The following is a 26,452-nucleotide window of genomic DNA, read 5'->3' as shown; positions in this document are numbered from 1 at the left end:
GACACGGTGTCCTTCGACCTGGCGCCCGGCGAGGTGTTCGGCCTCGCGGGCGAGTCCGGCAGCGGCAAGTCCACCATCGGCTCGGCGCTCCTGGGCCTGCTGCCTTCCTCCGCGCGCGTCACGCAGGAGCGGGTGGTCGGACTGGGTGCGGGCGGGGCAGGTGGTGAGCCGCGACCTGAGCAAGCTGGGCATCTCCGTGCAGTTGAAGACGTACGAGTTCGGCACGTGGCTCACGCGCCTGCAGAAGGGCGAGTTCCAGCTGGCCATCTCCTGGTCGCTGGACGGGCCCACGCCATACAACTTCTACAAGTGGCTGCTGTCTCCGCGCACGGTGGTGCCGGTGGGCGAGGTCGCGGCGGCCAACTGGCACCGGCTGGGAGACGCGGAGGCGGATGAGCTGCTGGTGCGCTTCGAGCGCGCGGGCACGACCGAGGAGCAGCACGCGCTGATGTCCGCGGTGCAGCGGCGCTTCTCCGCCACCGCGCCCGCCATCCCGCTGTTCCCCAACCCGTCCTGGGGCGAGTCCAACTCGCGGCGCTTCACGGGCTTCCCCACCGAACAGAACCCCTACGCGCGGCTGGCGCCGCATGCGGAGCCCGACAGCCTGCTGGTGCTGACGGAGCTCGTCCCCCGGGAGCGCTGACCATGGGTCGCTACATCCTCCGGCGGCTGGGCTTCTACCTCATCGCCGCGTGGGCCTCGCTCACGCTCAACTTCGTCATCCCGCGCCTGGCGCCCGGTGATCCGGCCTCGGCCATGTTCGCTCGCTTCAAGGGCAAGGTGCAGCCGGAGGCGATGGAGGCGCTCAAGGCCGCCTTCGGCTTCACCGACGCGCCGCTCTATTCGCAGTACTTCACGTACCTGAAGCACCTGGTGCAGGGCGACCTGGGCATGTCGTACGCGTACTTCCCGTCGCCGGTGACGGAAGTGATTGGCACCGGGCTGATGTGGACGGTGGCGCTCGCGGGCGTGGCGGTCGTCATCAGCTTCGCGCTGGGGTCCTTCCTGGGCGTGCTCGCGGCGTGGAACCGGGGAGGGTGGCTGGACTCCGGGCTGTCTCCCGCGCTCGCGTTCCTGGGGGCCTTCCCGTACTTCTGGCTGGCGATGCTGGCGCTGTACCTCTTCGGCTTCGTGCTGGGGTGGTTCCCGCTGCGCCACGCGTACGGGCACGACATGGAGCCGGGGTTGACGTTCGCGTTCGCCGCGGACGTGGCCCGTCACGCGGTGCTGCCAGCGGCGTCCATCGTCGTGGCCACGCTGGGCGGATGGATGCTCGGCATGCGCAACACGATGGTGGCCACGCTGGGCACGGACTCCATCCGGCTGGCGCACGCGCGCGGCCTGCCGCCCCGGCAGGTGATGCTGCGGTACGCGGCGCGCAACGCGCTGCTGCCCAACGTCACCAGCTTCGGCATGGCGGTGGGCTTCGTGCTGAGCGGCTCGCTGCTCACGGAGATCGTCTTCTCCTATCCGGGCACGGGCTACCTGCTCATCCTCGCCGTGCGCAACCAGGACTACCCGCTGATGCAGGGGCTCTTCCTGGTCATCACCCTGGCGGTGCTCGCGGCGAACTTCGCCGTGGACCTGCTCTGCCTCTGGTTGGATCCGAGGACGCGCGCCCATGCATGACTCCCTGCGAAGCCTCCTCCGCCACCGGAAGGCCGCGGTGGGTGGTGGTCTGCTGCTGTTCTTCCTGCTGCTGTCGCTGGTGGGCCCCTGGTTCGTGATGGACCCGAAGGACCTCGTCGGCCGGCCGCACCAGCCGCCCTCCGCCGCGCACTGGTTCGGCACCACGGGACAGGGCCAGGACGTGCTCGCCCAGACGGTGGTGGGCGCGCGCGAGACGCTGGCGGTGGGCTTCGCGGTGGGCGCGCTCGTCACGCTGGTGGGCGCGCTCGTGGGCGTCACGGCGGGCTACCTGGGCCGCCGCGTGGACGACGTGCTGTCGCTCACCACCAACGTGTTCCTGGTGATTCCCGGCATGCCGCTGGCCATCGTGCTGGGCGCCTACCTGCCGTCCGGCCCCTTCCGCATGGTGGCGGTGCTGACGGTGGCGGGCTGGGCCTGGAACGCGCGCGTCTTTCGCGCGGAGTCGCTGGCCCTGCGCGGACGCGACTTCGTGTCCGCCGCGGTGGTGACGGGCGAGAGCCACTCGCGCATCGTGTCGCGGGAGCTGCTGCCCAACATGGCGTCGCTGCTGGGCTCCTCTTTCATCGGGAACACGCTCTACGCCGTGGGCGCGCAGGTGGGCCTGGAGTTCCTGGGCCTGGGCGACGTGAGCGCGGTGACGTGGGGCACGAACCTGTACTGGGCCGGCAACGACGCGGCGCTGCTCACGCGCTCGTGGTGGATCTTCGTCCCCACGGGTTTGTGCATCGCGCTCGTCGGCTTCGCGCTGACGCTGCTGAGCTCCGCCATTGATGAGCTGACCAATCCCGCGCTGCGCGTGCACAAGCCCGCGCCGCTGCCCAGGGGCACGACGCTGCCGGTGCACGTGGACCGGCCCGCGCCGGGCGTGCTGCTGAGCGTGCAGGACCTGTGCATCGACTACGCGACGGAGAAGGGCCCCTCCCGCGTGGTGGACACGGTGTCCTTCGACCTGGCGCCCGGCGAGGTGTTCGGCCTCGCGGGCGAGTCCGGCAGCGGCAAGTCCACCATCGGCTCGGCGCTCCTGGGCCTGCTGCCTTCCTCCGCGCGCGTCACGCAGGGGCGCATCCTCTTCAACGGCATGGACGTCACCGCGCTGGAGGGCGCCGGCCTGCGCGCCTTCCGCTGGCGCCAGGTGTCCATGGTGTTCCAGAGCGCGATGAGCGCGCTCAACCCGGTGCTCACGCTGGGCGAGCAGTTCCACGACACGCTGGCGGCGCACGGCCGCGTGTCCCGCACGGCGTCCTATGCCCGCGCGCGCGAGCTGCTGGGCATGGTGGGCCTGTCGCCGGACCTCGTCACGGCGTATCCGCACCAGCTCTCCGGCGGCATGCGGCAGCGGGTGGGCATCGCGCTGGCGCTGGCGCTGGAGCCCCGGCTGGTCATCATGGACGAGCCCACCACGGCGCTGGACGTCGTGGTCCAGAAGGAGCTGCTCCAGCGCATGCTGGAGCTCAAGCAGCGCCTGGGCTTCGCCATCCTCTTCATCACGCACGACCTGCCGCTGCTGCTCGCGCTGTCGGACCGCGTGGGCATCCTCCAGGGCGGCAAGCTGGTGGAGGTGAACACCTCCGAGGGCCTGCGCACCGGAGCGCGCCACCCGTACACGCAGCTGCTCCTGTCGTCGTTCCCGCACCTCGTCGCGGGGGACGTGTCCGTCACGCCGCATCCGTCGGCGGCCTCCGAGCTGTCGGTGGCCCGGCCGTCCCTGCGCATCGCCGCCATCCCCGGAGGTCACCGATGAGCGCGCCCCTCCTGGAGGCCGAAGGGCTCACCCGCAGCTTCTCCGTGGGCGGCTTCTTCTCCCGCGAGCGCCGGCCCATCCTCAAGGGCGTGTCCTTCTCCCTCCAGCCGGGGGAGATCGTCGCGCTGGTGGGCGAGTCCGGCAGCGGCAAGAGCACCCTGGCGCGGCTGCTGGCCCGGCTGGACATGCCCGACGCGGGCCACCTGCGCCTCGCTGGCCGCGACGTGCTGTCGGATGACAGCGCCCAGGCCTCGCTCGACTACCGCGGGCGCGTGCAGATGGTGTTCCAGGATCCGTTCGCGTCGCTCAACCCCGTGCACACGGTGGCCTATCACCTGGAGCGGCCGCTCGTGCGCCATGGCCGGGTGCCGAAGTCCGGGCTGCGCACCAAGGTGCTGTCGCTCCTGGAGTCGGTGGGCCTGATGCCCGCGGATCAGTTCGCCAAGCGCTTCCCGCATGAGCTGTCCGGCGGCCAGCGCCAGCGCGTGGCGGTGGCGCGCGCCCTGGCGGTGGAGCCACAGGTCATCATCGCGGACGAGCCCACGTCGATGCTGGACGTGTCCACGCGCAAGGGCGTGCTGCAATTGCTGCGCGGCCTCACGCAGGAGCGCGGCATCGGCATCCTGTTCATCACCCACGACCTGGCGAGCGCGCGGCACCTGGCCGACCGCATCCTCGTGCTCTACGCGGGCACGGTGGTGGAGGCGGGCCGCGCCGAACAGGTGCTGGGCCAGCCCCGCCATCCGTACACGAAGCTGCTGCTGTCGGCCGTGCCGGACGGCGCGGACTTTCTCCAGGCCGCGCTGCCCGTGCGCCCCGCCACGGGCCTGCCTCCGCTCGTGGGTTGCCCCTTCGCCCCGCGCTGCCCGGTGTCCGAGGCGCGCTGCTCCACCGTTCCCCCTCCCAACATCCTGTCGGCCGCGAACCACCTGGTCCGCTGCCACCTCGAAGCTTCGAAAGGAGTTACCGTCGATGCGTCAGTTTCCTCCTGACTTCCTCTGGGGCGTGGCCACCTCCGCGTATCAGATTGAAGGTGCCACCCGCGCGGACGGCCGGGGCGAGTCCATCTGGGACCGCTTCGCCGCCACGCCCGGGAAGATCAACGACAAGTCCGACGGCTCGGTGGCCTGTGAGCACTACCGCCGCTGGCCGGAGGACATCGAGCTGATGCGCTGGATGGGATTGAAGTCCTACCGATTCTCCGTCGCGTGGCCGCGCATCCTCCCGGAAGGGCGGGGCCGCGTGAACGTCGCGGGCGTGGACTTCTACTCCAAGCTGGTGGACTCGCTCCTGGGCGCGGGCATCGAGCCCTTCGTCACGCTCTACCACTGGGACCTGCCGCAGGTGCTGGAGGACCAGGGCGGCTGGCCGGCGCGCGCCACCGGTGACGCCTTCGTGGAGTACGCGGACGTGATGAGCCGCGCGCTGGGTGACCGCGTGAAGCGGTGGATCACCCACAACGAGCCCTGGTGCATCAGCGTGCTGGGCTACGGCAACGGCGAGCACGCGCCGGGCCACAAGGACTGGACGAAGGCGCTGGCCACGTCCCACACGCTGCTGTTGTCGCACGGCAAGGCGGTGCAGGTGATCCGCTCCAACGTGCAGCGCGCGGAGGTGGGCATCACCCTCAACCTCACGCCCGGCGAGCCCGCGTCGCCCAGCCCCGAGGACGCCGACGCGTGCCGTGACTTCGACGGCGGCTTCAACCGCTGGTTCCTGGAGCCCCTCTACGGCCGCGGCTACCCCATGGACGTCGTGGAGGACCACGTGAAGGCGGGCCGCATCCCCTCCGCCACGCTGGACTTCATCCAGGACGGCGACCTGAAGACCATCGCCGAGCCCACCGACTTCCTGGGCGTGAACTACTACTCGCGCGCCGTGCTGCGCAGCAATCGCATCCCGGAGGAGAAGAACGCGCCGCGCACCGTGCACGTGCGCCCGGACAAGACGGACATGGACTGGGAGGTGTACCCGAAGGGGCTCACGAAGCTCCTCGTCCACCTGCAGAACGAATACAAGCCCGGCCCCCTCTACATCACGGAGAACGGCTGCGCGTACTCCACCGGCCCCAGCGCGGACGGGCGCGTGCACGACGCGAAGCGCGTGGACTACCTGCGCACCCACCTGGAGGCGTGCAGTGACGCCATCGGGCAGGGCGTGAACCTGGCGGGCTACTTCGCCTGGTCGCTCCTGGACAACTTCGAGTGGGCGTACGGCTACGAGAAGCGCTTCGGCCTCGTCTACGTGGACTACGCCACCCAGCAGCGCATCCCGAAGGACAGTGCTCACCTCTACCGTGACGTCGTGGCCCAGAACGGGCTGGACGTGGAGCAGGCCGCTTGAAAAAGCTCTTCCTGACGACGTGTCTGGCATTGTGCGGCGCGCAGGCGCTGGCCCAGCAGCCCGGGGCAGGGGCTCCCGCCCAGGCGCCGGCCGCGAGCCAGCCGTCCAGCGCGGGCCCCGTGGATGCCGCCCAGGCGCCCGAGTCCGCCGCCCCCGCCGCTCCGGTCCCGGAGGCCGCTCCGGCGCCCGTGGCCGCGCCGCCTGTCATCGCCGCGAAGACGACGGTGACGCGCGTGATCCACGACGAGCGCGGCTTCAAGCTCCAGGTGGACGGCAAGGACTTCGCCATCCATGGCATCAACTGGGGCTACACGCCCATTGGTGAGAACTACCGGTACTCGCTCTGGAACCAGCCGGAGGACTTCATCAAGCAGGTGCTGGCCAAGGAGATGGGCCTGCTGCGCGACGCGGGCATCAATGCCATCCGCCAGTTCGACGACATCCCGCCCGTCTGGGTCGAGTACATCTACCGGAACTACGGCATCTACACGATGCTCAACCCGCTGATGGGCCGCTACGGCCACGCCGTCAACGGGGTGATGGTCCCCAACATCGACTACTCGAACCCCGCGCACCGCCAGGCCATCCTGGACGCGCTGGCGCAGAAGGTCGAAGTGTACCGGGACGTGCCCGGCGTCCTGATGTGGCTGCTGGGCAACGAGAACAACTACGGCCTGCACTGGACGTCGTTTGAAATCGAGGCGCTGCCGGGCCAGGAGGACGCGGCGCGCGCGGAGTCGCTCTACACGCTCTATGGCGAGGCGACCCGCACGGTGAAGAAGCGGGACACGAACCACCCGGTGTCCATCGCCAACGGCGACCTCCAGTACATCGACCTCATCGCCAAGCACTGCCAGGACCTGGACGTGCTGGGCACGAACGTCTACCGCGGCGCCACCGCGCGCGACCTGTTCGCGGAGGTGAAGCAGAAGCTCAACAAGCCGGTGTTCTTCTCCGAGTTCGGCGCGGACGCGTACGACGCCCGCGCGGGCCGCGAGGACCACGTCGCGCAAGCCGAGTACCTGCGCACGCAGTGGGAGCAGATCTACCTGGAGGGCTACGGCCAGGGCATGTCCGGCACCGCGCTGGGCGGCTTCGTGTTCCAGTGGGTGGACGGCTGGTGGAAGATGGGCCAGGAGGCCAACCTCTCCATCCACGACACCTCGGCGTCGTGGCCCAACGGCGGCTACACGGCGGACTTCGTCCCCGGCCAGAACAACATGAACGAGGAGTGGTTCGGCATCGCGGCCCTGGGCCCGCCGGACGACAATGGCATCAGCGGCCTCCAGCCGCGCACCGCCTACTACGTCCTCCAGGCCGCCTTCCGCCTGGACCCGTACGCGCCGGGCACCAACCCGGACACCATCCGTCAGCACTTCGGCTCCATCCGTCCCTCCGCGCTCACCAGCGGCTACACGGCGTCGGTGGCGCTGGCGCGCACGGAGGAGTTGAGCGCGGTGCGGGTGTCCAACCTGCGGCTGCTCCTGGACAGCTCGCTGTCGCGCGGCAGCATCGCGACGGTGCGGCCCAACCAGAGCTCCGCGGACCACACCGAATCCATCTTCTTCGACCTCGCGGTGCAGCCGGCCAGCGGCGTCTACGGTCGCGCGTCGTTCAACGTCGTGGGCAACGTGGCGCAGAACCGGCTCAACAACCTGTTCTACGAGAACCGCGGCACGCCCGCGACGCCGGGGACGAGCCCCATCCCGACGGGGCCGGGCGCCGCGCCGCAGTCGAACTCGCCGTTGGATCGCTTCGCGCTCTACCAGGCGGAGTTCAAGCTGGACCGGACGGACTTCGCGCTCGAGGGCTACTACCGCACCGGCCACTACCACTGGGGCGAGGAGGGTGACTTCTTCGGCCTCTACCGCGAGGCCAACTACGGCCCGAACCTGGACATCTACCACGGCAACGCGCCCTTCGGTGTCGTGTTCACCGGCAAGCGCGCCATCGAGGGCTTGAAGGTCGCGGTGGGCCCGGAGCTGTACTGGGGCGCCAACCCGTCCGCCGTGGCCAAGTACCGCAACCACGTGGGCCCGGTGAACATCACCCTGGTGCACCAGGAAGACCTGGCGCAGGGCTCCGCGCTGACCACCGCCTCCGTGGTGCGCGAGCGCATGGCCCGGCGCACGGCGCTGAACTTCCAGTACGCCACCGGCAAGCTCGTGCTCGACGTGGGCGGCCTGCTGGCCGCGCCCCAGCGCATCGGGGAGACGTTCACCTATACGCGCCGCGCGGCGGCGGATGCGCCCAGCTACCTCAACAGTGGCTACGACGTGCTCCAGGACAAGGTGCAGTTCCTGGACACGCTGGGCGCGAAGGCGCGGCTCACCTACGACATGGGCATGGTGCGCTGGCTCGTCCAGTCCTCCATCCGCGGCCTCGTCGCGGACAGCGGGCCGGAGCAGGGCAACATCATCACCGGCTGGAGCCTGCGCGAGAGCGGCCGTGGCAACCACTACGCGGGCCAGCTGGGCGCGGCGCTCCAGTTCGGCACCATCCAGGTGTCTCCGAACTTCCTCTACCAGAAGCCCCTCGTCGGGCCGAACCCGACCATCTCCGACGCGTTCGACCCGGACTCCGGCCGCTACTACGCGGGCGTGCGCCCCCGCAACGTGCTGGTGGATGCCTTCACCGTGTTGGACAACCGCGAGACGCTGGGCGGCGAGCTGCTGATCACGTTTGATCCGACGCCCGGCACCTGGTTCTGGGCGTGGGACAGGGACTTGCGCGAGGACGCGCCGTTCGCCGCGGGCCTGGACATCGTCTACCGCCACCAACCCACGTCGCGTGACGCCGGCATCGCCATCCTCGCGGACGGCAGCACCGTGGCCTTCGGCAGCGCGCCGGTCGCCCGGGATGAGTGGGAGACGTCGCTGCGCCTGGTGGGCAATCCCTTGCAGCGCCTGCGCCTGTTCGGCACGGCGTTCGTGGGCAGCAACCAGTCCTCCGGCGAGGACAACCGGCAGGTCCACCGCTTCGGCCTGGACGGCTCCGTGCTCTACGACACGGTGCTGCTGGCGGCGCAGCTGCACTTCAACGACTGGGGCCCCTACGACTACCACCGCGTCTTCAACCTCACGTACCCGGTGCAGCTGGGCGGGGACCTGTCCTACGGGTTGAAGAAGCCGGTGCTGGGCGCGGTGTCCACGCGCTTCGGTCTGCGCGGGCTGGTCCGCATGCTGGATGAGTACTCGGAGGGCCTCAACGACCGGGGCATCACCGAGGGCCTGAAGGGTCGCGAGTACGAGGTGGGCGCGTATGCCATCCTTTCTCTCTGAGGGACGACGCATCATGAAGACGGGTTTCCTGCTGGCTGCCGTCGTGGCCCTGTCCGGCTGCTACGACGAACCGACGATCCTCTACGGCCGCTCGCTGGAGGACATGACCTTCACGGTCACCGACCCGCAGATGGGCATCTACCCGAACACGTCCGTGCTGGACGACCCGTACAACCCCTTCCGGTTGTCGGGCGTGGGCACGGAGACGAAGTGGGACATCCAGTCCGGGGCGAGCCCCGTGGCGGGCTACTACTCGTGGGCCACCATCCTGGCGCAGGGGCCGTACGGCGAGGCGCAGTACTACGTGGGCCTCCAGCTCGCGGCCATCTACCAGCGGGGCCTCGCGGATCAGGCGAGCCTGCCCCAGACGCGGGAGATGGCGGTGAAGGCCTTCCAGTCCGTGCTCGACAACTTCCCGGACGCGGTGACGTACGACGCGTCCGGCACCATCGCCTATGAGCTGGTGACGCCCTCGTACAAGGGCGTCGTGGAGCTGGGCGGGACCGTGAGCGGCGGCTGGGTGATGGTGAAGACCTCAAGCGGTGCGGACCGGGCGGTGAAGCCATGAAGAAGCCTGTGTGGGGATTGCTGTTGCTGCTCGCCGCCTGCCGCCCGGATCCGGGCCCGGCGGACTACACCGACCAGGGCCCCGTGGGCACCGACACGGACGGAGGCACGGATCCGGCCTCGCAGCTGCTACCCGGGCCGTTCCCGTATGAGGCGGGCCAGCGCCGCCTGATGGTGGGCATCTTCTACGAGACGGGCCGCTCGGAAGAGGTGGTGCTCGACAACGTCGACACGAACTTCTACCTCTATGAGAGCACCGTCTACGTGGAGTCGGATCCCGACCGCGTGGAGGGCAAGTCCGCCGACCGCATCGTCCAGAACGGCAAGCCGTGGATGGGCTTCGGCGTGCACTGGAAGGCCGAGCGCAACTTCGACGCGTGGAAGACGCTCCACGTCAGCATGAAGTCCGCGGACGCCGCGTTCGCCAACGTCAAGGTCGGCATGTCGAGCGGCCTGGCTGCCAATGAGAAGGGCTACCAGCTCGCCATGTCGAAGTACGGCTGGAAGAATGATGGCGAGTGGCATCACCTGGCCATCCCGGTCGCGGACTACACCGCGGCGGGCCTGAAGCTCAACGCCGTCTCGTCCCCGTTCACCTTCGCCGCTGAAGGCGGAGCCACGGGCCAATCCCTCCTGCTCGACAACTTGTACTTCACCGCGAACTAGGCAGGACGCAGTGCCAGGAGGGCGGGCCGGCTGTCATCGCTGACAGCCGGAACGCCCGAGCCTCGTCCTGACGTCGCCGGCACACCCCCGTGTCCGGTGTCGCCAGGGCAGGGATGCAGTTCCTCCAGCCGGGCAGTCCCCCTGCGTTTGACGCGCGTCCTGGCCGTGCGCCCAAACGCATACGTCACGGTGTTCCTACCCAAGGAGTCGTCCCCCCAATGTGTGAATTTTCATCTCAATTGTCAAGAACGGGCGTGAGCCCGGTTCTTCTGGAAGCGCCACCGGGTGCCTGGCTTTCCCGAGCCTTCGTGGCGGCATCGCTGCTGCTGACCATGCTGGGCGCCGCGCCGGCCCAGGCCCAGACGAACGTTGCTTTGAACAGGCCCACCACGACGTCCTCGGCGGAGGGCATCTTCCTGGGCCAGTACGCGGTGGACGGCGACGGCGGCACGCGCTGGGGCAGTGCCTTCACGAACAATGAATGGATCACCGTGGACCTGGGGCAGACGCGCACGATTTCGCGCGTGGTGCTGACCTGGGAGGCGGGCTACGCGACGGGCTACAAGATCCAGGTGTCCGCCAACGGCACGGCCTTCACGGACGCGCTCACCGTGACCAACGGCGACGGCCTGGTGGATGACCTGAGCCTGCCGGCGGGGACGACGGGCCGCTACGTGCGCATGCAGGGTGTCGCTCGCGCGGGCGCGTATGGCTATTCCCTCTGGGAGTTCGCCATCTATGAGACGGGGGGCACGCCGCCGCCCGTCACCACGGACCTGGCGAAGAACAAGCCGGCCACGGCGTCCAGCGTGGAGGGCAACTCCGAGTTCCTGCTGCCGGGCTTCGCGTTCGACGGGCTTGCGACGACGCGCTGGGCCTCCATCTCCGCCGTGGACCCCCAGTGGATCCGCGTGGACCTGGGCACGTCCCAGGTGGTGGGCAAGGTGGTGCTGGACTGGGAAGGGGCCTACGGCAAGACGTATACGATTGACGGCTCCAACGACGACGCCCAGTGGACCACGCTCAACACGGTGACCAACGGCGCGATCGGCAGGCGGGAGATTCCCGTCTCCGGCACGTACCGTTACATCCGCATGCGCGGCACCGAGCGCGGCACCGGCTACGGCTATTCGCTGTGGTCCTTCGAGGTCTACCAGTCCGGCGGCACGAACCCGCCGCCCACGCAGACCACCAACCAGACCATCAAGCTGAACTTCCCGGAGCTGGCGTACGCGAAGATCAACGTGTCGCCCGCGCCGCTGAGCGTCACCCCCGTGCCGGAGGAGGGCAACACCACGCCGTCCGTGCGCAACCCGCCCGGGCCCTTCACCTACCAGCTCACGTTCCCGCCCAACACGACGGTGACGCTGTCGAAGAACCAGTTCTCGCCCACCCAGCCCAACACGGACATCCGGCTCGCCGTGGTGGACTACAACGGTACGCAGCAGCGCGGGCAGTCCGTCAGCGCGCTGGCGGTGCAGGGCGCGGACTGGAACGTGGAGATCTACGCCACGGGCGGCAGCACGGATCCGCGCGACCCCACCATCATCCCGGACCCGTACGTGGCCCCCGCGCCGATGGCGGTGGCGGGCTCCTTCCGGCTGGTGTCTCCGACGAACAACGCGATGATCACCGCGAGCCGCCGTCCCACGCTGACGTGGGCTCCCGTCACGGGCGCGACGAACTACAAGCTCTACGTCAACCTGACGCGCAACGACTACGACTGGATGGCGGCGGGCAACCTGCTGGATCGCTATACGCAGGTGGCGTCGCAGACGGGCACGTCCTTCACCTTCACGGAGGACCTGCCGGATCGCTGGACGTACAAGTGGTACGTCGTCGCGACGCTGTCGGGCAGCACGCCCCGCTCCGACATCGGCAACTTCAGCGTGTACGTGCCGACGGTGGAGACGCAGGCGGACGGCGTCAACGTCATCAACGGCTCGCGCGACCTGAACAAGAACGGCGTCATCGACCCGTACGAGGACTGGCACAACCCCATCTCCGTGCGCGTGAACGACCTGATGGGCCGGATGACGCTGCATGAGAAGGCGATGCAGATGTTCTACGACGCCAAGGTCTACCCGGAGGCGGGCTTCCAGATGGGGCCGCTGTCCCCCACGGACATCCCGATGTTCCAGAAGGCGTCCGCGGCCACCCGGCTGGGCATCCCGCACATCGACGCGGGTGACTCCATCCACGGCTACAAGACGAGCTGGCCCACGCAGCCGGCGCTCGCCGCGTCGCGCGACCTGGACACCATCTACGAGATGGGTGACATCCAGCGCAAGGAGCAGATCGCCATTGGCAGCCGCGGCACGCTGTCGCCGCTGGCGGAGGTGAACACCAAGGTCCTCTATCCGCGCATCCAGGAGGGCAATGGCGAGGACGCCGACCTGGCGGCGGGCATCACCCGCGCGCTGATCGCCGGCCTCCAGGGTGGCCCGGAAGTGAACCCGAACTCCATCTGGGTGACGACGAAGCACTGGCCGGGCCAGGGCGCGGGCGGTGAGGCGGGCATCACCTACGACGGCACCACCATCCACTACCACATGCGTCCGTGGCACGCGGCCATCGAGGCGGGCACGAGCGGCATCATGCCGGGCTACGCCGGCAGCTGGCTGCTGGGGCCGGAGGGGTACGGCGCGGGTGACAACCCGGGCATCCTCAACTACCTGCGCAACCAGCTGAAGTACGACGGCGTCATCTGCTCGGACTGGCTGCCTTCCGGCTCGTGGGTGCGTTCCGCCACGGCGGGTTCGGATGTCATGGGCGGCGCGACGCCGTCCGCGATGGCCAACTTCGAGACCGACGTGCCGCTGTCCCGCATCAACGACTCGGTGCGCCGCATCCTCGACCTGAAGTTCCGCCTGGGCATCTTCGAGGACCCGTACAAGCAGGGCCCCGCGGGCACCTCCGAGTGGCACACCGCGGACAGCAAGGCGGCGGTGCGCCGCGCTTCGCAGGAGGCGATGACGCTCATCAAGAACGACGGCGTGCTGCCCGTGCGGCTGCCGCCGGGTGGGAAGCTCGTCATCGCGGGTCCCCGCGCGGACGACATGTCCTGCATGGTGACCTGGCGCTCGGACTTCCACGGCTACGAGTTCGGCGACCCGACCATCTACGCGGCGGTGAAGGCGCGCGCGGAGGCCGCGGGGCTCACGGTCTACAAGGACAACGCCCCCGCGGGCGTGACGCCGGACGCGGCCATCGTGGTGGTGGGTGAGAGCTACTTCACCCACGGCACGGAGTGGGACAAGGAGAAGCCGTACCTGCCCGGTGACCCGATTGGCCCGGCCCACGACGCGAAGTGGGGCGACCAGTTCGGCGTCATCAACAGCTTCAAGACGCGGGGCATCCCCACGACCACGGTGATGATCATGCCGCGGCCGTACGTCCTGACGAACGTGATGCCCATCACCAACGCGCTGCTGATTGCGTACCGCCCCGGCGACATGGGCGGCTACGCGGTGGCGGACGTGCTGTTCGGTGACGTGCTGCCGCGCGGCAAGACGCCGTGGCAGCTGCCGCGCTCCATGAGCCAGATTGGCACCGACGTGGAGAGCGGTCAGCTGGAGCGGTGGGACCTGCCGTTCGACCTGGGCGCGACGGACGCGGAGCGGGCGACCCTCCGGCAGAAGATCGCCACGGGTCAGCACATCGATCCCATCTACGGCAACCCGCTGTTCCAGTACGGCACGGGCATCCAGGGCTTCGGCCTCACGGACGCGACGGCGCCGGTGGCGTTCAGCCTGCTGACGCCGGCGAACAATGTCGTGATCACCACCACGCGTCCGGCGTTCAGCTGGAATGCGAGCAGCGATCCGCAGACGGGCATCCAGCGCTACGAGATCTTCATCGACGGCGGCGCCGCGCCGGTGGCGATCACCAAGGCGACGTCCGCCCCGCTGGAGAGCCTGAAGCTGGCGAACGGGACGCACACCTGGTTCGTCAAGGCGTTCAACTGGGCGAACGGGGTGACGCAGTCCCCCACGTTCACGTTCACGCTGAATGACACGACGCCTCCGGCGGCCTTCGCGGCGCTGTCGCCGTCGGCGGGCCAGGCGGTGCCGGGCACGTCCACGCGCTTCATCTGGGAGCAGACGACGGACGTGGGCGCGGGCGTGGCGCAGTACGTGCTCATCGTGGACGGGGCGGACCGGAGCCCGGCCATCCTGCGGAGCGCGGCCGTGCCCGCCGGGACGAACCTGGCGAAGGGCAAGAACGTGGTGGCCACCTCGTCCGAGTTCGGCAGCCCGAACGACGCGGTGGACGGAAGCCTGACGACGCGTTGGTCGAGCATCGGCACGGCGACGACGGGTGACACCGACTCCATCACGGTGGACCTGGGCGCCATCTACTCCGTCAACCGCGTGCTGTTGAACTGGGAGGCCGCGTACGGCCGGCGCTACGTCGTGGAGACGTCGCTGGACGGGGCGACCAACTGGGTGGCCCTCAAGACGGTGGACACCGGCGACGGCGGCATCGACGACTGGACGGGCCTGACGGGCGTGGGTCGCTACGTGCGCATGCGGGGTGTGCAGCGCGCCACGGCCTACGGCTACTCGCTGTGGGAGTTCGAGGTGTACGGCGTGGGCACCGAGCAGACGACGGTGACCGGGCTGGCCACGGGCACGCACACCTGGCGCGTGCGCGCGGTGGACGGTGCGAACAACACCACGCTGTCCACGGGTCCCATCACGTTCACGAAGTAGGTGAAGTGACGCGGTGAAGGGGAGGGGCGGCCGGAAACGGTCGCCCCTTTCTTCATTTCAACGACCTGACGGAGCGCTCCGGTGCGTATTCCGCCCGTGCTCCTGTCTCCGCTCCGACGCTGCGTGCCGCCGCTGCTGCTGGTTCTGCTCGGTGGGCCGGGCTGCGATGCGGTGGACCCTGAACCCCCGCCGTTGCCTGACGGGGGGACTCCGCTGGCGTACACGGTGGACCGGTATGATCAGACCTTCGACCTGACGACGCGTGAGGCGACCTCCCGGCTGTGGCTGGACGTGGAGGGGGCACGCGAGGGCTGTCTGTCCATTCCGGCTCCGGAGGGCGTGACGGACGTGCGGTGGCAGGGCGCGCCTGCCGCGAGCACCCGCACGGCGGAGGGGCGACTGGAGGTCTGCGGGCGGTCGGAAGTGGAGCGGCCGCTGTGGATCGACAGCCGACGGCTCATCCCGGAGACGACGTACCTGTATACGCAGGTGGGGTTCTCGCGACGACCGGACCTCCACGGTGACCTGTTCTCGTATCTGCTCGGGTGGGTGGAGTCCTGTGACCTCCTGGGCCCGTGTGACGACGCGCCCGCGCGGCTGGCTCACTTCACGTTCGACGTGACGCACGCGCCGGGGCAGGTGGTGCTGTGCCCGGGGAGCCTGTCCCGGCCGGATGAAACCCATACACGCTGCGAGCTGCTGGGGACGCGGGCGCCCACGTACTCGGCCTTCATGGTGGCCTCCCATCCCGCGTGGAAGCGGACGCGGCTGGTGGACTCGGAGGTGGCGCGGGTGGAGCTCTACGAGGCTCCGGGCGGGCTGCTGGGCCCGGCGCTCGACGCGGCGGCGGTGGAGGACTTCCTGGGGTGGATGACGGCGCGCTTCGGCCCGCTGCCCTACGGCCATGAGCTGCGCGTGGCGGGAGCGCCCACGGAGTGGCTGGGCATGGAGCATCCGGCCAACATCCTGCTGCGCGACAACCTGCCGCTGCTCCCGAAGGACTACGCCAACATGACCCTGCACACGCTGATGCACGAGGTGGTGCACCAGTGGGCAGGTAACCGGACCACCCTGGCCAGCGCGCGGGACTACCCGTGGAAGGAGGCCGTGGCCGAGTACCTCACGTATGTCTATGAGGACGAACACCGGGGCACGGACGCGGCTTCGACGCTCGCGTACTGGGACCGGCTGGCCCGCACGTCGTCCTTCTACCTGCGCCCGGGGGACGTGCCGGCACCGCCGTTCATCTCCTTCGTCAATGACGTCTACGGCACCGGGCCCATGATCCTGCTGCTTCAACTGGAGTCCCTGCTGGGCAGGCCGCGGGTGCTCTTGGCGCTCCAGTTGTTCCTGGCCGAGCCCGGGGCGCGGAGCATCGAGGACCTGCGCACGGCGCTCGAAGGGGCGTCTGGTGTGGGGCTCCAGCGCTACTTCGACACCTGGGTGGACGGGGCAGGGGAGCCGGACCTGCCGTTCTTCCAGGTGGAGTGGCGCGAAGAGGACGCGTTGGTGCTGACCGTGACGCAGCAGACGCTCGCCGGCCGCGTGTATCCGTGCGTGGTGGAGCTGGAGCTCCAGGGGGAGGCGCTGGAACAGCGGCAGCGGGTCACCGTCTCCTACGGACTGGAGCCGCTGTCCGCGACGGTGCACGCCACCGTGCCGCTTCCACCGTGGCCCGTCCGGGCGGTGACGGTGGATCCGGGGAACCGGCTGGTCAACCGCCGGATCCCGCTGCTCCTCCGGGAGCTGCCTGACTCAGGGCTCGCGCTGTGGCTGCAGGGTCCAGGTGATGGTGGTGTCATCATAGAGGACCCTTCCGGACAGCGCTCCGTTCGGTTCCACGAGGGGCGGTAGGCCCGAGGACACGACCTCATCCAGGTTCGTGAGCAGGATGTGTCCGGGGGCGTCCTTGGAGGGGCTCGTGCAACCACTGCCGCTGACGGTGACGTCGATGAAGCGTCCGTCCACGAGCGCGGAGGTGTAGGCGCGCGAGTCGTGCGACAGCCAGGCGTGCGTGTCGGGATCCAGCGACTTCAATCCGTTGAAGGGATTCACCAGCAGGACTCCGCCGCCCCCCGGCCCCAGCGAATACTTCGTGGGCTCAAGCCGGTAGCTGCAGCCACCGGTCACGTACTGGATGTCGAGCGTGAAGTCGCCGCTGGGGCCCATGAACAGGGAGGCGCCGAGCCTCTTCGTGTGCGGCAGGTTCGGATGGTCGTAGTCCGCGGTCGCGAAGGCGCCCAGCACCTGGAACTCCAGGTTCGCGTCGAGGATCTTCCCCTTGCCGCTCCAGCCACTGTTCACCTGGACTGCCTTCGACGTGCCCTTGAACTTCCAGCAGCCCACGTTGTTGCGCTCGAGGTACGACGCCTCCGCCGAGGTGAGCTTCCCGCCGCCTCCGGGTTCGACCTTCGCGTTGCTGGTGATGATGATGAGGTCCTGCGCCCGCTGCGACTTCATGTCGCGACAGAGGCCCACGTCCTCGTAGTCACTCCAGTCCTCCTCGTGCCACATCCCGTTCGCGTCGTTCCAGAACGCGAACACCTTCACGGGCTCCTTCGCCTGGGTGATGTTCTGGAACCAGCCGTTGTGGAAGCGGATCGACCGCGTGTCCGTGTCGCTGAACGTGAAGTGGTAGTAGCGGCTCGACAGGTTGCTCAGCACGTCATGGAGATCCGTCCGGGCCTCGGGCGCGCCGGCCAGGTCGGCCAGGAGGTCGTTCGAGCGCACCTTCTCCGAGAGCTGATCCCACTGCTTGAAGGACGCTGCCTGGGTGTCGATGGGCGCCTGATTCCAGAGCACCTTCGCGAACTCCGGCCAGACCTTCTCGAAATTGCCAGGAATGACTGCGTTCACCGCGCTGAGGGCCGACGTCTCATCGACCAGCTTCTCCAGCGAGGCCGTCACGAGGTTCGGGCCGTGCTTCTTCGCCAGGTACTGGAAGAACAGATACGCGCCGTAGTCGCGTCTGGCCTGTCCCGCCTTCGGCGACGAGCAGTTGCCCGCGGAGCGGTCCTCCAGGGAGTAACCCGGGGTGCTCATGAAGCAGTCAGCGTAGTCCTGCTCGAGCTGCAACGTCTGTCCATAGACGTAGTCGATGGCCCAGGTCGCGGTCGCATCGCGGATCCAACCGTAGGAAGGCTGCGGCGCCTTCGTCTTGTAGGACCACTGGATGGCGTGCATCACCTCGTGCGCGGCCGCGGCCTTGAGCTCGTCAATGGAGAGTCCACCGGACAGCAGGATGTAGGTGGGGGTCTGGGAGTCGTCGTAGTAGCCCGCCGGGAGCGTCAGCCCGAGGTCGGTCATGTTGCGGACCAGGTAGAGGTCGACCTGCGAGCTGCCCCCGTTGCAGCCGGCGTAGGCCTCGTCGGTGAGCGGCTCCTTGAGGCCCAGCGCCATCAGCTTCGGCCAGATCTCCTTCTCCACCGCCTCTTCCAGGAGCACGGCCTTCTCGCGCTGACCCGCGACGTCGTACTGGAACCAGATCTTCACCTTCGTGTTGGATCTGGACACGCTGTGCCAGCCGTCGAGGCCTGCGCGACAGGTGGGACGCGCCAGGCTGCGCAGCTCGGTGGACGGCAGGGGCGCGTTGAGCCAGCTGCCCGGGTCGTCCGGGCGCAGGAGGTACATTCCGAGCGCGTCCTGCATCGGAGCGGAGAGGGTGTCGAAGCGTTCGTGCAGCGCTTCGAGCGCGGTGGCGTCGAAGCCGGGTTCGACGCGCGCCTTGTACTGGATGGGCAGGCGGGGATCGCTGAAGGCGGCGTACACCTGGTAGGCCAGCAGCTCCTCGTCGTTGATGAGTCCGGCCTCACGCGCCGTCTCCAGCACCTCGTGGCTCGACGGGCCGGAGGCGTCGTCGGGAAGCACCACCACCGTCAGGGTCGCGCTCACCGAACCCACCGTGGCGGTGATGACCGAGCCGCCCGCGGATACGCCTTCCACCTGGCCGCTGGAGACGGTGGCGTACTCGGGCAGGTAGGACGACCAGGTCACCTGGACGTCCTCCAGGGCGTGGCCGGTGTCGTCGACCGCCTGCGCGACCAGCGTCAGCGATTCGCCCACCAGCAGCGTCGCCCCGTTCGGCGTGATGCGGAGCGCGGCGACCTTGTCGTTGTCTTTGCCCCCTCCCGGTGTCGGGTCGGGCTTCGTGGAGTCGCAGGAGGCCAGCAGCAGGAGCAGGCACAAGGTGAGTCGGGACGCTCCATGAGACACAGGCATTGCCGGACCTCGAAACATCAGGAAGGGCGATACAAATACCACGGGGGTGTCTGAGAAATGACAGCGGGTGATGTGGGCAACCGTGGAGAGGGCTTCGTGAAATGAAAAGGCCCCTTGTTGCCTGGGAAGCAACAAGGGGCCGGGAGCTTCCATCGCGCTGGGAACGACTACGGCGTGGGTTCCGCCACGACGGGCGCGGCGGCGGCGGCGGCGGCAGCAGCGGCGGCGGCGGCAGCGGCCTCTTCGGCGGCCTTCGCTTCGGCCTGCTTCCGGGCGGCTTCGGCCTCCGCGCGCTTCGCCACTTCGGCCCTGGCGGCCGTCTGCATGTTGGCGAGCCCGGTGTCGAAGTCCTTGCCGACCATTTTGTCCATGTCGACGAAGAGTGAGAACGCCTTGCTCATGAAGTTGTTCTCGCCGGACATGGTCCACGTCACCGCGACGCCGTCCTGCGCGGGCTTGAGCTCGAAGGTGGTGGTGTTGGTGGCGGCGAAGGGCTTGATGAACTCCAGCTTGATGCGAACGGACTCGTTCGCCTTGCTCTCCTCGATGGTCATGCGGCCTTCGCCCGCCTGATCATTGCCCGCCCACGCGTAGGTGGCGCCGGTGCCCGACTCCGCGCCGCCGTAGACGCGCTTCATGTTCGGATCCAGCTTGTCCCAGGGGGACCACTCGCCCCAGTGGTGGAAGTCATTCACCAGCGCGAAGGCGATGTCGGGCGTTCCCGGAACGGTGGCGGTGCGCGACAGGGAGAAGTGGGCGGGGCGGGTGGCGATGACGCCGATCAACAGCAGGAGCGCGGCGGCCAAGCCAATGGCGATCTTCTTGAACATGGGTGTCCTCGGAACGGAACCCCTGGAAGGGGCAGGAGCGTCTTAGGCCCACCGTCCCGCTCTGCTCAAGCCCCCGCCCCACTGGATATGTAGGCACCCGGGAACGCGTATCGTGCGGCACGCATGGTCAATTCCTACCCCCTGTTGCTCCCGATGCGCGCGGCTGTGACGGCGGGGTGCCTGGCCGTCCTGGTCGCGGGCTGCGCCGGGGTGGAGACACCCGCGAGGCGAGGCGGCGCCAGGGTGCTCCGGCAGCAGCGCCTGCCGGTGGGCACAGCCCTCATCACTGCCCGTCCAGGGGAGCAGGTGCAGCAGGCGGTGGAGCTGGGCCTGCTGGAGGTGGACGCCTTCGAGAAGCTGCTGGTCCGCGCCGGGCTGGAAGACCTGGACGAGCTGCCCCTGCGCCGCAACCCCTTCACGCCCGAGGACGCCATCGAGGTGCTGGGCCGGCTGATGGAGAAGCCGGTGACGCTGGGCTGCTTCCCACCGCGCATGGCCGCGGGCTTCCTGCTGCGCGAGGTGCTGGAGCGAGGCGAAGTCTCCCGCGAGGAGCTGGTGCGCCGGGTGGCGCGCTTCGCACAGGAGCAGGTGGCGGTGTTGCGTCCGGACGGCTACCTCGCGTGGGCGCTCGATGGGAGCACGCAGCAGAAGGTGGCGGCCATCGAGTTGAAGGAAGGGACGTTCCGCGCGGGCCGCTTCGAGCTGGGGCGTTTCTACAGCGGCCGGAGTGGTGTCTTCCGTCACGCGGATGCGCAGCTGCGGACGGTAGACGGGCCGCCGCTGGCCGAGGTGTACGACGACGCGGATGTGCTCAGCCGTTCGCTGGACGGAGCCGAGGACGCGTTCGTGGAGCTGTACCACGCGCTGGGGCAGCTCCTCTCCCAGCCCACGACGACGGTGGCAGGGCTGCGGAACCTGCCAGCCGGGCTGGTGGCGCTTATCGCGTCCTCGCCCGCGTACTGGGAGCGCTTCCAGTCCATGACGCAGGGTGAGCAGATTCGCGAGGCGGCGCGGCTGACGACGAGCATGGTCGTTACCTGGGGCGCGGCGTCGGCCACGACGCGCACGGTGAGGGGAGCGATGGCGGGCGCGGAGGCCACCGTGCCGGTGCTGTCGCTGTCCGGCGAAGGTGCGCTGGTGGTGGAGCGCATCGCGGTGCCCATCGGGCGCACGGCGGCGGTGTTGAGCGGAGGGCCGGGCGCGGCCATCATCCTGCACCGCGCTGATGCGAATGCGTCCTCGCCCTCGAGGGGCCCCGGACAGTGGGGGCCCGCCGAAGAAGGGGGCGCTTCCGACAGTACTCGGGCCTACCAGGAACAGATTTCAGGACACTCTGCCGACGAGTCCTACTGGGTCGGTGGCGTGGGCCGGAAGAGTGGCGGGACGAAGTTCGACGGATTCAAGAACGGGGTGCTGCTGGAGGCCAAGGGACCCGGCTATGCGAACAAGTTCCTCGACAACCTTGATCCCAAATACTGGTTCAAGAGTTCGGGAGCCGCCGAGATGGTCAAGCAGGCCAACCGGCAGGTCGGTCGGGTGCGGGGAATGGGCATTCGCATCGAGTGGCACGTCGCGGAGAAGACAACCGCCGAGGCCATCCGAAAGCTGTTGAGAGAAAACAACATTTCAGGGATTGAAGTCATCCACACCCTGGCGCGCTGAGGCGAGTAGAACGGGCCACCATGCCGGAACCCCAGACCTACCCTGAGACCTACTACGCGGGTGCCTATTGGGGGGCTCGCAAGGAGATGCCAGAGGAGTGTGCCGAGCGCACGGCGTTCTTCCTGAAGCTTCTGGCCGAATGCGACCCCTTCCTGGCCCAGTGGTACAAGCCGGCTCGGTCGCTCAAGGACGCGCGCAAGCATCCCTTGATGCCGCCCGACGTCGCGACGCTCTCCGGGCTGTTCCGCAAGGGCGTCAACCGCGAGCCGGGAGGCCCCCCGATTGCAGACCTGGGCTTCACCTTCTGGTTCGGCAATGGGGGCAGGGACCATGACAGCGCGGATCTGCGAATCCTCTGCGGGTGCTACTCCGAGGCTGTGTCCAATGTCTGCGTGCTGAAGCTGCCCACCCCTGGCGTCAGCGTGAACGCGGCCCCGTTGTTCACCGCGCCAGTGCTGACGAACGTGATGCGGAGCATGGCGCTTGCGTGGGAACCGGACTGGGCCGTGGCCACATCATCGGACCATCGCGACCTCATGTCCGAAGTAGGAAGCGCGGGCACGTTCGCGGGTTGGATCATGTACCTGTCGCGGCATCGTGGAACCGTACCCCCACTACCGGCACCCGTCCGCATCGAGCCCGTCGAGGACAGGGGCACGCTCATCATCCTCACCCCCGAGCGCTTGACGGCGAGCAACCCCGAGCACGTCGCGCTGGGCCACCGCGTGGGCGAATTGCTGTCCAGGGCCGGCCTCATGCAACCCGTCATCCCGCCTCCGCGTTGAGGGTCATGCCTTCCGCCCTGCTGACACCCGACACCGTGCGGTCCCTGTCGCTGCTGCGACGGCTGGGCGACCCGGAACCGGAGCCTCCCGTCTACCAGCTGCAGTGGCTGGGCTGGGACGCGTCGTCGCGCTACCTGCTGTCGGTCCTTCAACGGGGCCTGGCGTGTCTTCGCTGGTGGGACCTCCAGTCGGACCATCACACTCCGCTCGTCACGCTCCCCCTGCCGGGCGCGATGGCGGCGTGGTTCCTTCCAGGGTCGCAGCGCGTCCTGTCCGTGACGGTCCGCGGCGCCCTGCAGACCTGGGCGGTCTCCGACGGTTCGCTGCTGTCCACGGTGGAGACCGGGATGTCGGTCTCGGGCGCCCACCTGTCCTCGGATGGGACTCGGCTGCTGCTGACCGCTCCGGCCGGACGCGTCCTGCTCTGGGACCTGCAACGCAACTGGCTGGTGTGGCGACGGGAGGACCCCGCCTATCTCTACGGGTGCGCGCTCTCGCCCGATGGCCGGTTCGCGGCAGCAGGGGCCGCCGAAGAACAGGCGGAAGACTCAACCCGTGCATTCCTCCGCCTCTGGGATGCGAAGACGGGAAGGCCGCTCGCGACCCGCGCCTTTGAACAGTCCTCCCGCACCTGGACCGTGGCGTTCGCTCCCTCCGGGGAAGGGCTCGTCGCGGGGACGTCCTCGGGCGACCTCGTGTCCCTGGGCCTTCCCGACCTCCAGGTCATCCAGCACGTCAACGGCCCCGCCCCCGGTGCCATCCACGTCGAGTTCAACCCGGACGGCTCCCTACTGGCCGTCAGCGCCGACACGAGCGCCTTCGAGGTGCGCGCTTCGCAGGACGGCCGCAAGCTCTACTCCGACTCGGACCTGGACGACATGCAGCTGAGCACCGTCGCCTTCTCTCCCGATGGACGCTTCGTGAGCTGGGGCCTCGAAGAGAGTCGGGTGGGCCTCTGGGGCGTGGCCAGCCCGGGCCGGGGCTGAGCCGCCAGACTCCCGGGCCCGGCACTTGGGCGACGTGGGCATCGTGATTAGCGTCCACCTTGAGGTGAAGCTGGCCCGCCGCCCGCGCCGCGGGAGCCGGCGGCCCCCGCCCGAGTGGAAGTGACGGCGCCTCAGACGTCCTTGTCGGCGTCGTTGTCGTCGTCGTCGAGGATGTGGCACTTCTGATCCTCGTCGAGCGCCTTGCTGATGAACTTCTTCACCAGGTCCTCGCCGTTGAACTCCAGCGAGAAGTTGACGCGCTCGCCCCCGACGTCTTCCGGCTTGTCCACCTTGAGCTTGCCGCCCAGGGCCGTGGCGTTCCCGTCGACGCGCGCACCCGAGGGCACCCGCACCTCGCCTCCCATGGACACCGCGTCGCCCTTCACCCGCGCACCGGCCTCCAGGATGACGCGGCCCCGGACGGCCACCACGTCGTTGTCCACCACCGCGCCCTTCTTCACGATGACGTCGCCGTCCACCGCGACCGCGTCCTTCACCTTCTCCCCGGGCTCGACGACGAGGTCCGTGCCCTGGACCGACCGGGAGCCGTCCTTCACGTTGACGCAGATGCGCTTCGCGGGCTTGGGCGTCTTCGCCGGCTCCGCCGCCAGCGCGGGCAGGGCCAGCGAACAGGCGAGGAGCAGGGTGGGCAGCAGAGGGCGGCGCATGGTGGAAGCCTCCAGGACACGGAAGGGGGACGGCATGCCCTTCCTACGGCCGGCCCCCCTCCCCATTGCATCCGGCTTCTGGGCTCAGCCGAGGACGCCCTTCGCCGCGTCGATGGCTTCATGCGTCCCCGCGAGCGCCAGGATGTCGCCCGCGCGCAGCACCTCCTGCGCGCTGGGCACCAGCACGCCCTCCGTGCCCCGCCGGATGGCCAGCACCGTCGCGCCCGTCATGCCGCGCAGGTTGAGCTCCGCGAGCGTACGGCCCACCGCGGCGCTGGTCGCGTCGAGCGCCACCGACTCCGGCTCGCCGATGCCCGGCAACAGCTGACGCACCCCGTGCAGCACGTCCGGGGCCGGCTCGTCGTCACCCTTCGCGTGCGACTGGGCCGCCAGCGCCTCCACGATGACCTGGGCTCCGGCGCGCATGTGGCCTTGCAGGTGCGTGGCGCTCTGCCAGAAGGCGAAGCCCAGCATCGCCATGGAGATGAGCAGCAGCAGCGCGCCCGGGAAGCCCGGCAGGAACGGCTGGGTGATGGCCACCACCGGCGCGCCCACCATGAAGACGCTCGCCAGCTGCAGCGCCACCACCAGCATCCGGCGCGGCGCCGCCGCCAGGTCCACCTTGCCTCCCGCGACGGCCGGCAGCGCGCCCTCCGCCAGCACCCCTCCCAACCGCCGCGCCACGCGGATGATGCCCACGCAGAAGGGCAGGGCCATCACCGCCGCGAGCCCGATGACGATCATCGGGGTGAACGTCACGTCGACCGTGATGCGCTCGTCGATGTACGCCGTCACCCGGGGCATCAGCACCGACGTGCCGATGACGATGAGGGTGAGGATCGCCGCGTCCAGCAGCAGCATCAACGCCATGCGCCGCACGCGCGCTCCCACCGTCTTCTGGCGGGGCGACGTGCGCAGGTTCTCCACCCAGCTGCCGTACAGCGACGCGAACGTCTGCAGCGGCGCCGGCAGCTTGCGGTCCACCCAGTTGGCGAACGGCCCGGACGCGCGGATGAGCCAGGGCGTCGTCAGCGTGGTGATGGCCGACACGGCCACCGCCACCGGGTACAGGAACGTGCCCGTGGCCTTCAGCGACAGGCCCAGCCCCGCGATGATGAAGGAGAACTCGCCAATCTGCGACAGGCTCAAGCCCGCCTGCACCGACGTGCGCGTGCCGTTGCCGGTGAAGAACGCGCCCAGCGTGACGCTGATGATCTTCCCGAAGACGACCACCAGCGTGAGCACCGCGATGGCCACCCAGTGCTCGCGGATGAGCGCCGGATCGATCAGCATGCCCACCGACACGAAGAACACCGCGCCGAACAGGTCGCGCACGGGCTGCACCAGGTGTTCGATCTCCTTGCCCTCGCCGGACTCCGCCACCAGCGAGCCCGCGAGGAACGCGCCCAGCGCCACCGAATAGCCGAACGCCTGCGCCAGCAGCGCGATGGCGAAGCAGATGCCCACGCTCGTCACGAGCGTCGTCTCCGGCCGCTGGAGCTTCGTGATGGAGCGCATCACCCGGGGCACCACCATCAGGCCAATGACGACGAGCCCCACCAGGAACGCGGCCAGCTTGCCCACGGTCAGCGCGAGGTCTCCCGCGGACAGGCCGGAGCCGGTGGACACGGCGGTGAGCATCGCCATCAGCAGGATGCCGATGAGGTCCTCGACGATGAGGATGCCCACCACGATGTTGCGCAGCGCGCCCCGGATGTTCTGCTCGTCGAACGCCTTCGCGATGATGGTGGTGCTGGAGATGGCGATGCAGCAGCCGGTGAACAGGCTCTCCAGCATCGTCCAGCCGAACGCGCGGCCCACGATGAAGCCCAGCCACACCATCACGCTGCACTGGATGACGGCCGTGAGCCCCGCGGTGGGCCCCACCTGGACGAGCCGCCGCAGGCTGAACTCCAGCCCCAGCGAGAACATCAGCAGGATGACGCCCAGCTCCGACAGCGTCTGCACGATGTTCGGATCCGCCACCAGCGGGATGGGCACGTGCGGCCCGATGATGAAGCCCGCGAGGATGTAGCCCAGCACCACCGGCTGGCGCAGGCGCTGGAAGAGGACCGTGGTGACCGCCGCGACACAGAGGACGGTGGCGAGAGCTTGGAGGAAGGCGTGGGCGTCGTGCATGGGAGGCGCCTCGGGGACGGCGGGCCGTCGTGAAGGGGGGGACGTCCGGACTCTCGGTCCCCGGCCCCGCCTGGACCGCGCGGGGCCGGAGCTCGATGGAAGGCTCGGTGGAAGTTAGGGAGGGCTCATGCGCATCGCTCGAAGGCGATGGCCGCACCGATGATGAGCAGGCACAGCAGGGCCTGTCTCTTATAAACATCT

General features: G+C 69.0%; 16 protein-coding genes and 2 pseudogenes. 14 read left to right on the top strand and 4 right to left on the bottom strand.

Annotation, left to right across the window (positions count from 1 at the left end; genetic code table 11):
* Positions 1-6 precede the first annotated feature (6 nt).
* The 11 genes and pseudogenes from D7V97_RS46505 to D7V97_RS14565 form a co-directional block, all read left to right on the top strand.
* Positions 7-99: pseudogene (locus tag D7V97_RS46505) on the top strand (ATP-binding cassette domain-containing protein); the annotation flags it as partial.
* Positions 100-136: 37 nt separating this feature from the next.
* Positions 137-643, top strand: a pseudogene (locus D7V97_RS14610) (ABC transporter substrate-binding protein); the annotation flags it as partial.
* A gap of 2 nt (positions 644-645) precedes the next feature.
* Positions 646-1,629 carry an ABC transporter permease gene (locus D7V97_RS14605; protein ID WP_120611247.1) on the top strand — a complete coding sequence of 328 codons (984 nt, stop codon included), beginning with the start codon at positions 646-648 and terminating at the stop codon, positions 1,627-1,629.
* Positions 1,622-3,391, top strand: coding sequence for a dipeptide/oligopeptide/nickel ABC transporter permease/ATP-binding protein (locus D7V97_RS14600; RefSeq protein WP_120611246.1), 1,770 nt, complete (start codon positions 1,622-1,624; stop codon positions 3,389-3,391). Before D7V97_RS14605 ends, D7V97_RS14600 begins: the two co-directional genes overlap by 8 nt.
* Positions 3,388-4,383, top strand: coding sequence for an ABC transporter ATP-binding protein (locus tag D7V97_RS14595; RefSeq protein ID WP_120611245.1), 996 nt, complete (start codon positions 3,388-3,390; stop codon positions 4,381-4,383). The genes D7V97_RS14600 and D7V97_RS14595 overlap by 4 nt, the downstream gene beginning before the upstream one ends.
* The gene (locus tag D7V97_RS14590) at positions 4,364-5,734 is read left to right on the top strand and encodes a GH1 family beta-glucosidase (protein WP_120611244.1); all 1,371 of its coding nucleotides are present in this window, start codon (positions 4,364-4,366) and stop codon (positions 5,732-5,734) included. The genes D7V97_RS14595 and D7V97_RS14590 overlap by 20 nt, the downstream gene beginning before the upstream one ends.
* Entirely contained in the window at positions 5,731-9,015 is a 3,285-nt protein-coding gene (locus D7V97_RS14585) for a glycoside hydrolase family 2 TIM barrel-domain containing protein (RefSeq protein WP_120611243.1), read from the top strand. Before D7V97_RS14590 ends, D7V97_RS14585 begins: the two co-directional genes overlap by 4 nt.
* A 13-nt stretch (positions 9,016-9,028) precedes the next feature.
* Positions 9,029-9,583 carry a hypothetical protein gene (locus D7V97_RS14580; RefSeq protein WP_199728808.1) on the top strand — a complete coding sequence of 185 codons (555 nt, stop codon included), beginning with the start codon at positions 9,029-9,031 and terminating at the stop codon, positions 9,581-9,583.
* Positions 9,580-10,248 (top strand): hypothetical protein, encoded by a 669-nt coding sequence (locus D7V97_RS14575; protein ID WP_120611241.1) that lies wholly within the window; start codon positions 9,580-9,582, stop codon positions 10,246-10,248. Before D7V97_RS14580 ends, D7V97_RS14575 begins: the two co-directional genes overlap by 4 nt.
* Positions 10,249-10,502: 254 nt before the next feature.
* Positions 10,503-14,963: a discoidin domain-containing protein gene (locus D7V97_RS14570; RefSeq protein ID WP_368668911.1), complete on the top strand. Its 4,461-nt coding sequence runs from the start codon at positions 10,503-10,505 to the stop codon at positions 14,961-14,963.
* Positions 14,964-15,044: 81 nt separating this feature from the next.
* Positions 15,045-16,817, top strand: a complete 1,773-nt coding sequence (locus tag D7V97_RS14565; protein WP_120611239.1) for a M1 family aminopeptidase — start codon at positions 15,045-15,047, stop codon at positions 16,815-16,817.
* Here the strand turns inward: D7V97_RS14565 and D7V97_RS14560 are convergent.
* Together D7V97_RS14560 and D7V97_RS14555 are read right to left on the bottom strand one after the other, a co-directional pair.
* Complete coding sequence (locus tag D7V97_RS14560) at positions 16,719-19,148, bottom strand: Ig-like domain-containing protein (RefSeq protein WP_158623363.1); 2,430 nt, start codon at positions 19,146-19,148, stop codon at positions 16,719-16,721. The two genes, D7V97_RS14565 and D7V97_RS14560, sit on opposite strands and share 99 nt — an antisense overlap.
* 200 nt (positions 19,149-19,348) lie before the next feature.
* Positions 19,349-20,011 carry an SRPBCC family protein gene (locus tag D7V97_RS14555; protein WP_120611237.1) on the bottom strand — a complete coding sequence of 221 codons (663 nt, stop codon included), beginning with the start codon at positions 20,009-20,011 and terminating at the stop codon, positions 19,349-19,351.
* A 123-nt stretch (positions 20,012-20,134) separates the two neighbouring features.
* On the opposite strand from D7V97_RS14555, the gene D7V97_RS46630 reads away from it, so the two are divergent.
* From D7V97_RS46630 to D7V97_RS14540, 3 genes are read left to right on the top strand one after another with little or no spacing between them, the layout of a single operon-like run.
* Complete coding sequence (locus D7V97_RS46630; RefSeq protein WP_233582792.1) at positions 20,135-21,673, top strand: Tox-REase-5 domain-containing protein; 1,539 nt, start codon at positions 20,135-20,137, stop codon at positions 21,671-21,673.
* Positions 21,674-21,693: 20 nt separating this feature from the next.
* Positions 21,694-22,458: an immunity 52 family protein gene (locus D7V97_RS14545; protein WP_120611236.1), complete on the top strand. Its 765-nt coding sequence runs from the start codon at positions 21,694-21,696 to the stop codon at positions 22,456-22,458.
* A 5-nt stretch (positions 22,459-22,463) separates the two neighbouring features.
* Positions 22,464-23,444 carry a WD40 repeat domain-containing protein gene (locus D7V97_RS14540; protein ID WP_120611235.1) on the top strand — a complete coding sequence of 327 codons (981 nt, stop codon included), beginning with the start codon at positions 22,464-22,466 and terminating at the stop codon, positions 23,442-23,444.
* 131 nt (positions 23,445-23,575) lie between these two features.
* Here D7V97_RS14540 and D7V97_RS14535 read toward each other — a convergent pair whose 3' ends face one another.
* Positions 23,576-24,112, bottom strand: coding sequence for a hypothetical protein (locus tag D7V97_RS14535; protein ID WP_120611248.1), 537 nt, complete (start codon positions 24,110-24,112; stop codon positions 23,576-23,578).
* 84 nt (positions 24,113-24,196) lie between these two features.
* Positions 24,197-26,251 (bottom strand): cation:proton antiporter, encoded by a 2,055-nt coding sequence (locus tag D7V97_RS14530; protein WP_120611234.1) that lies wholly within the window; start codon positions 26,249-26,251, stop codon positions 24,197-24,199.
* Positions 26,252-26,452: the final 201 nt, after the last annotated feature.

The sequence above is a fragment of the Corallococcus sp. CA053C genome (genome assembly GCF_003611675.1).
Lineage (GTDB): Bacteria > Myxococcota > Myxococcia > Myxococcales > Myxococcaceae > Corallococcus.
Note: the sequence above shows the minus strand (reverse complement) of the source record. Positions and strands in the feature narration are given on the sequence as shown.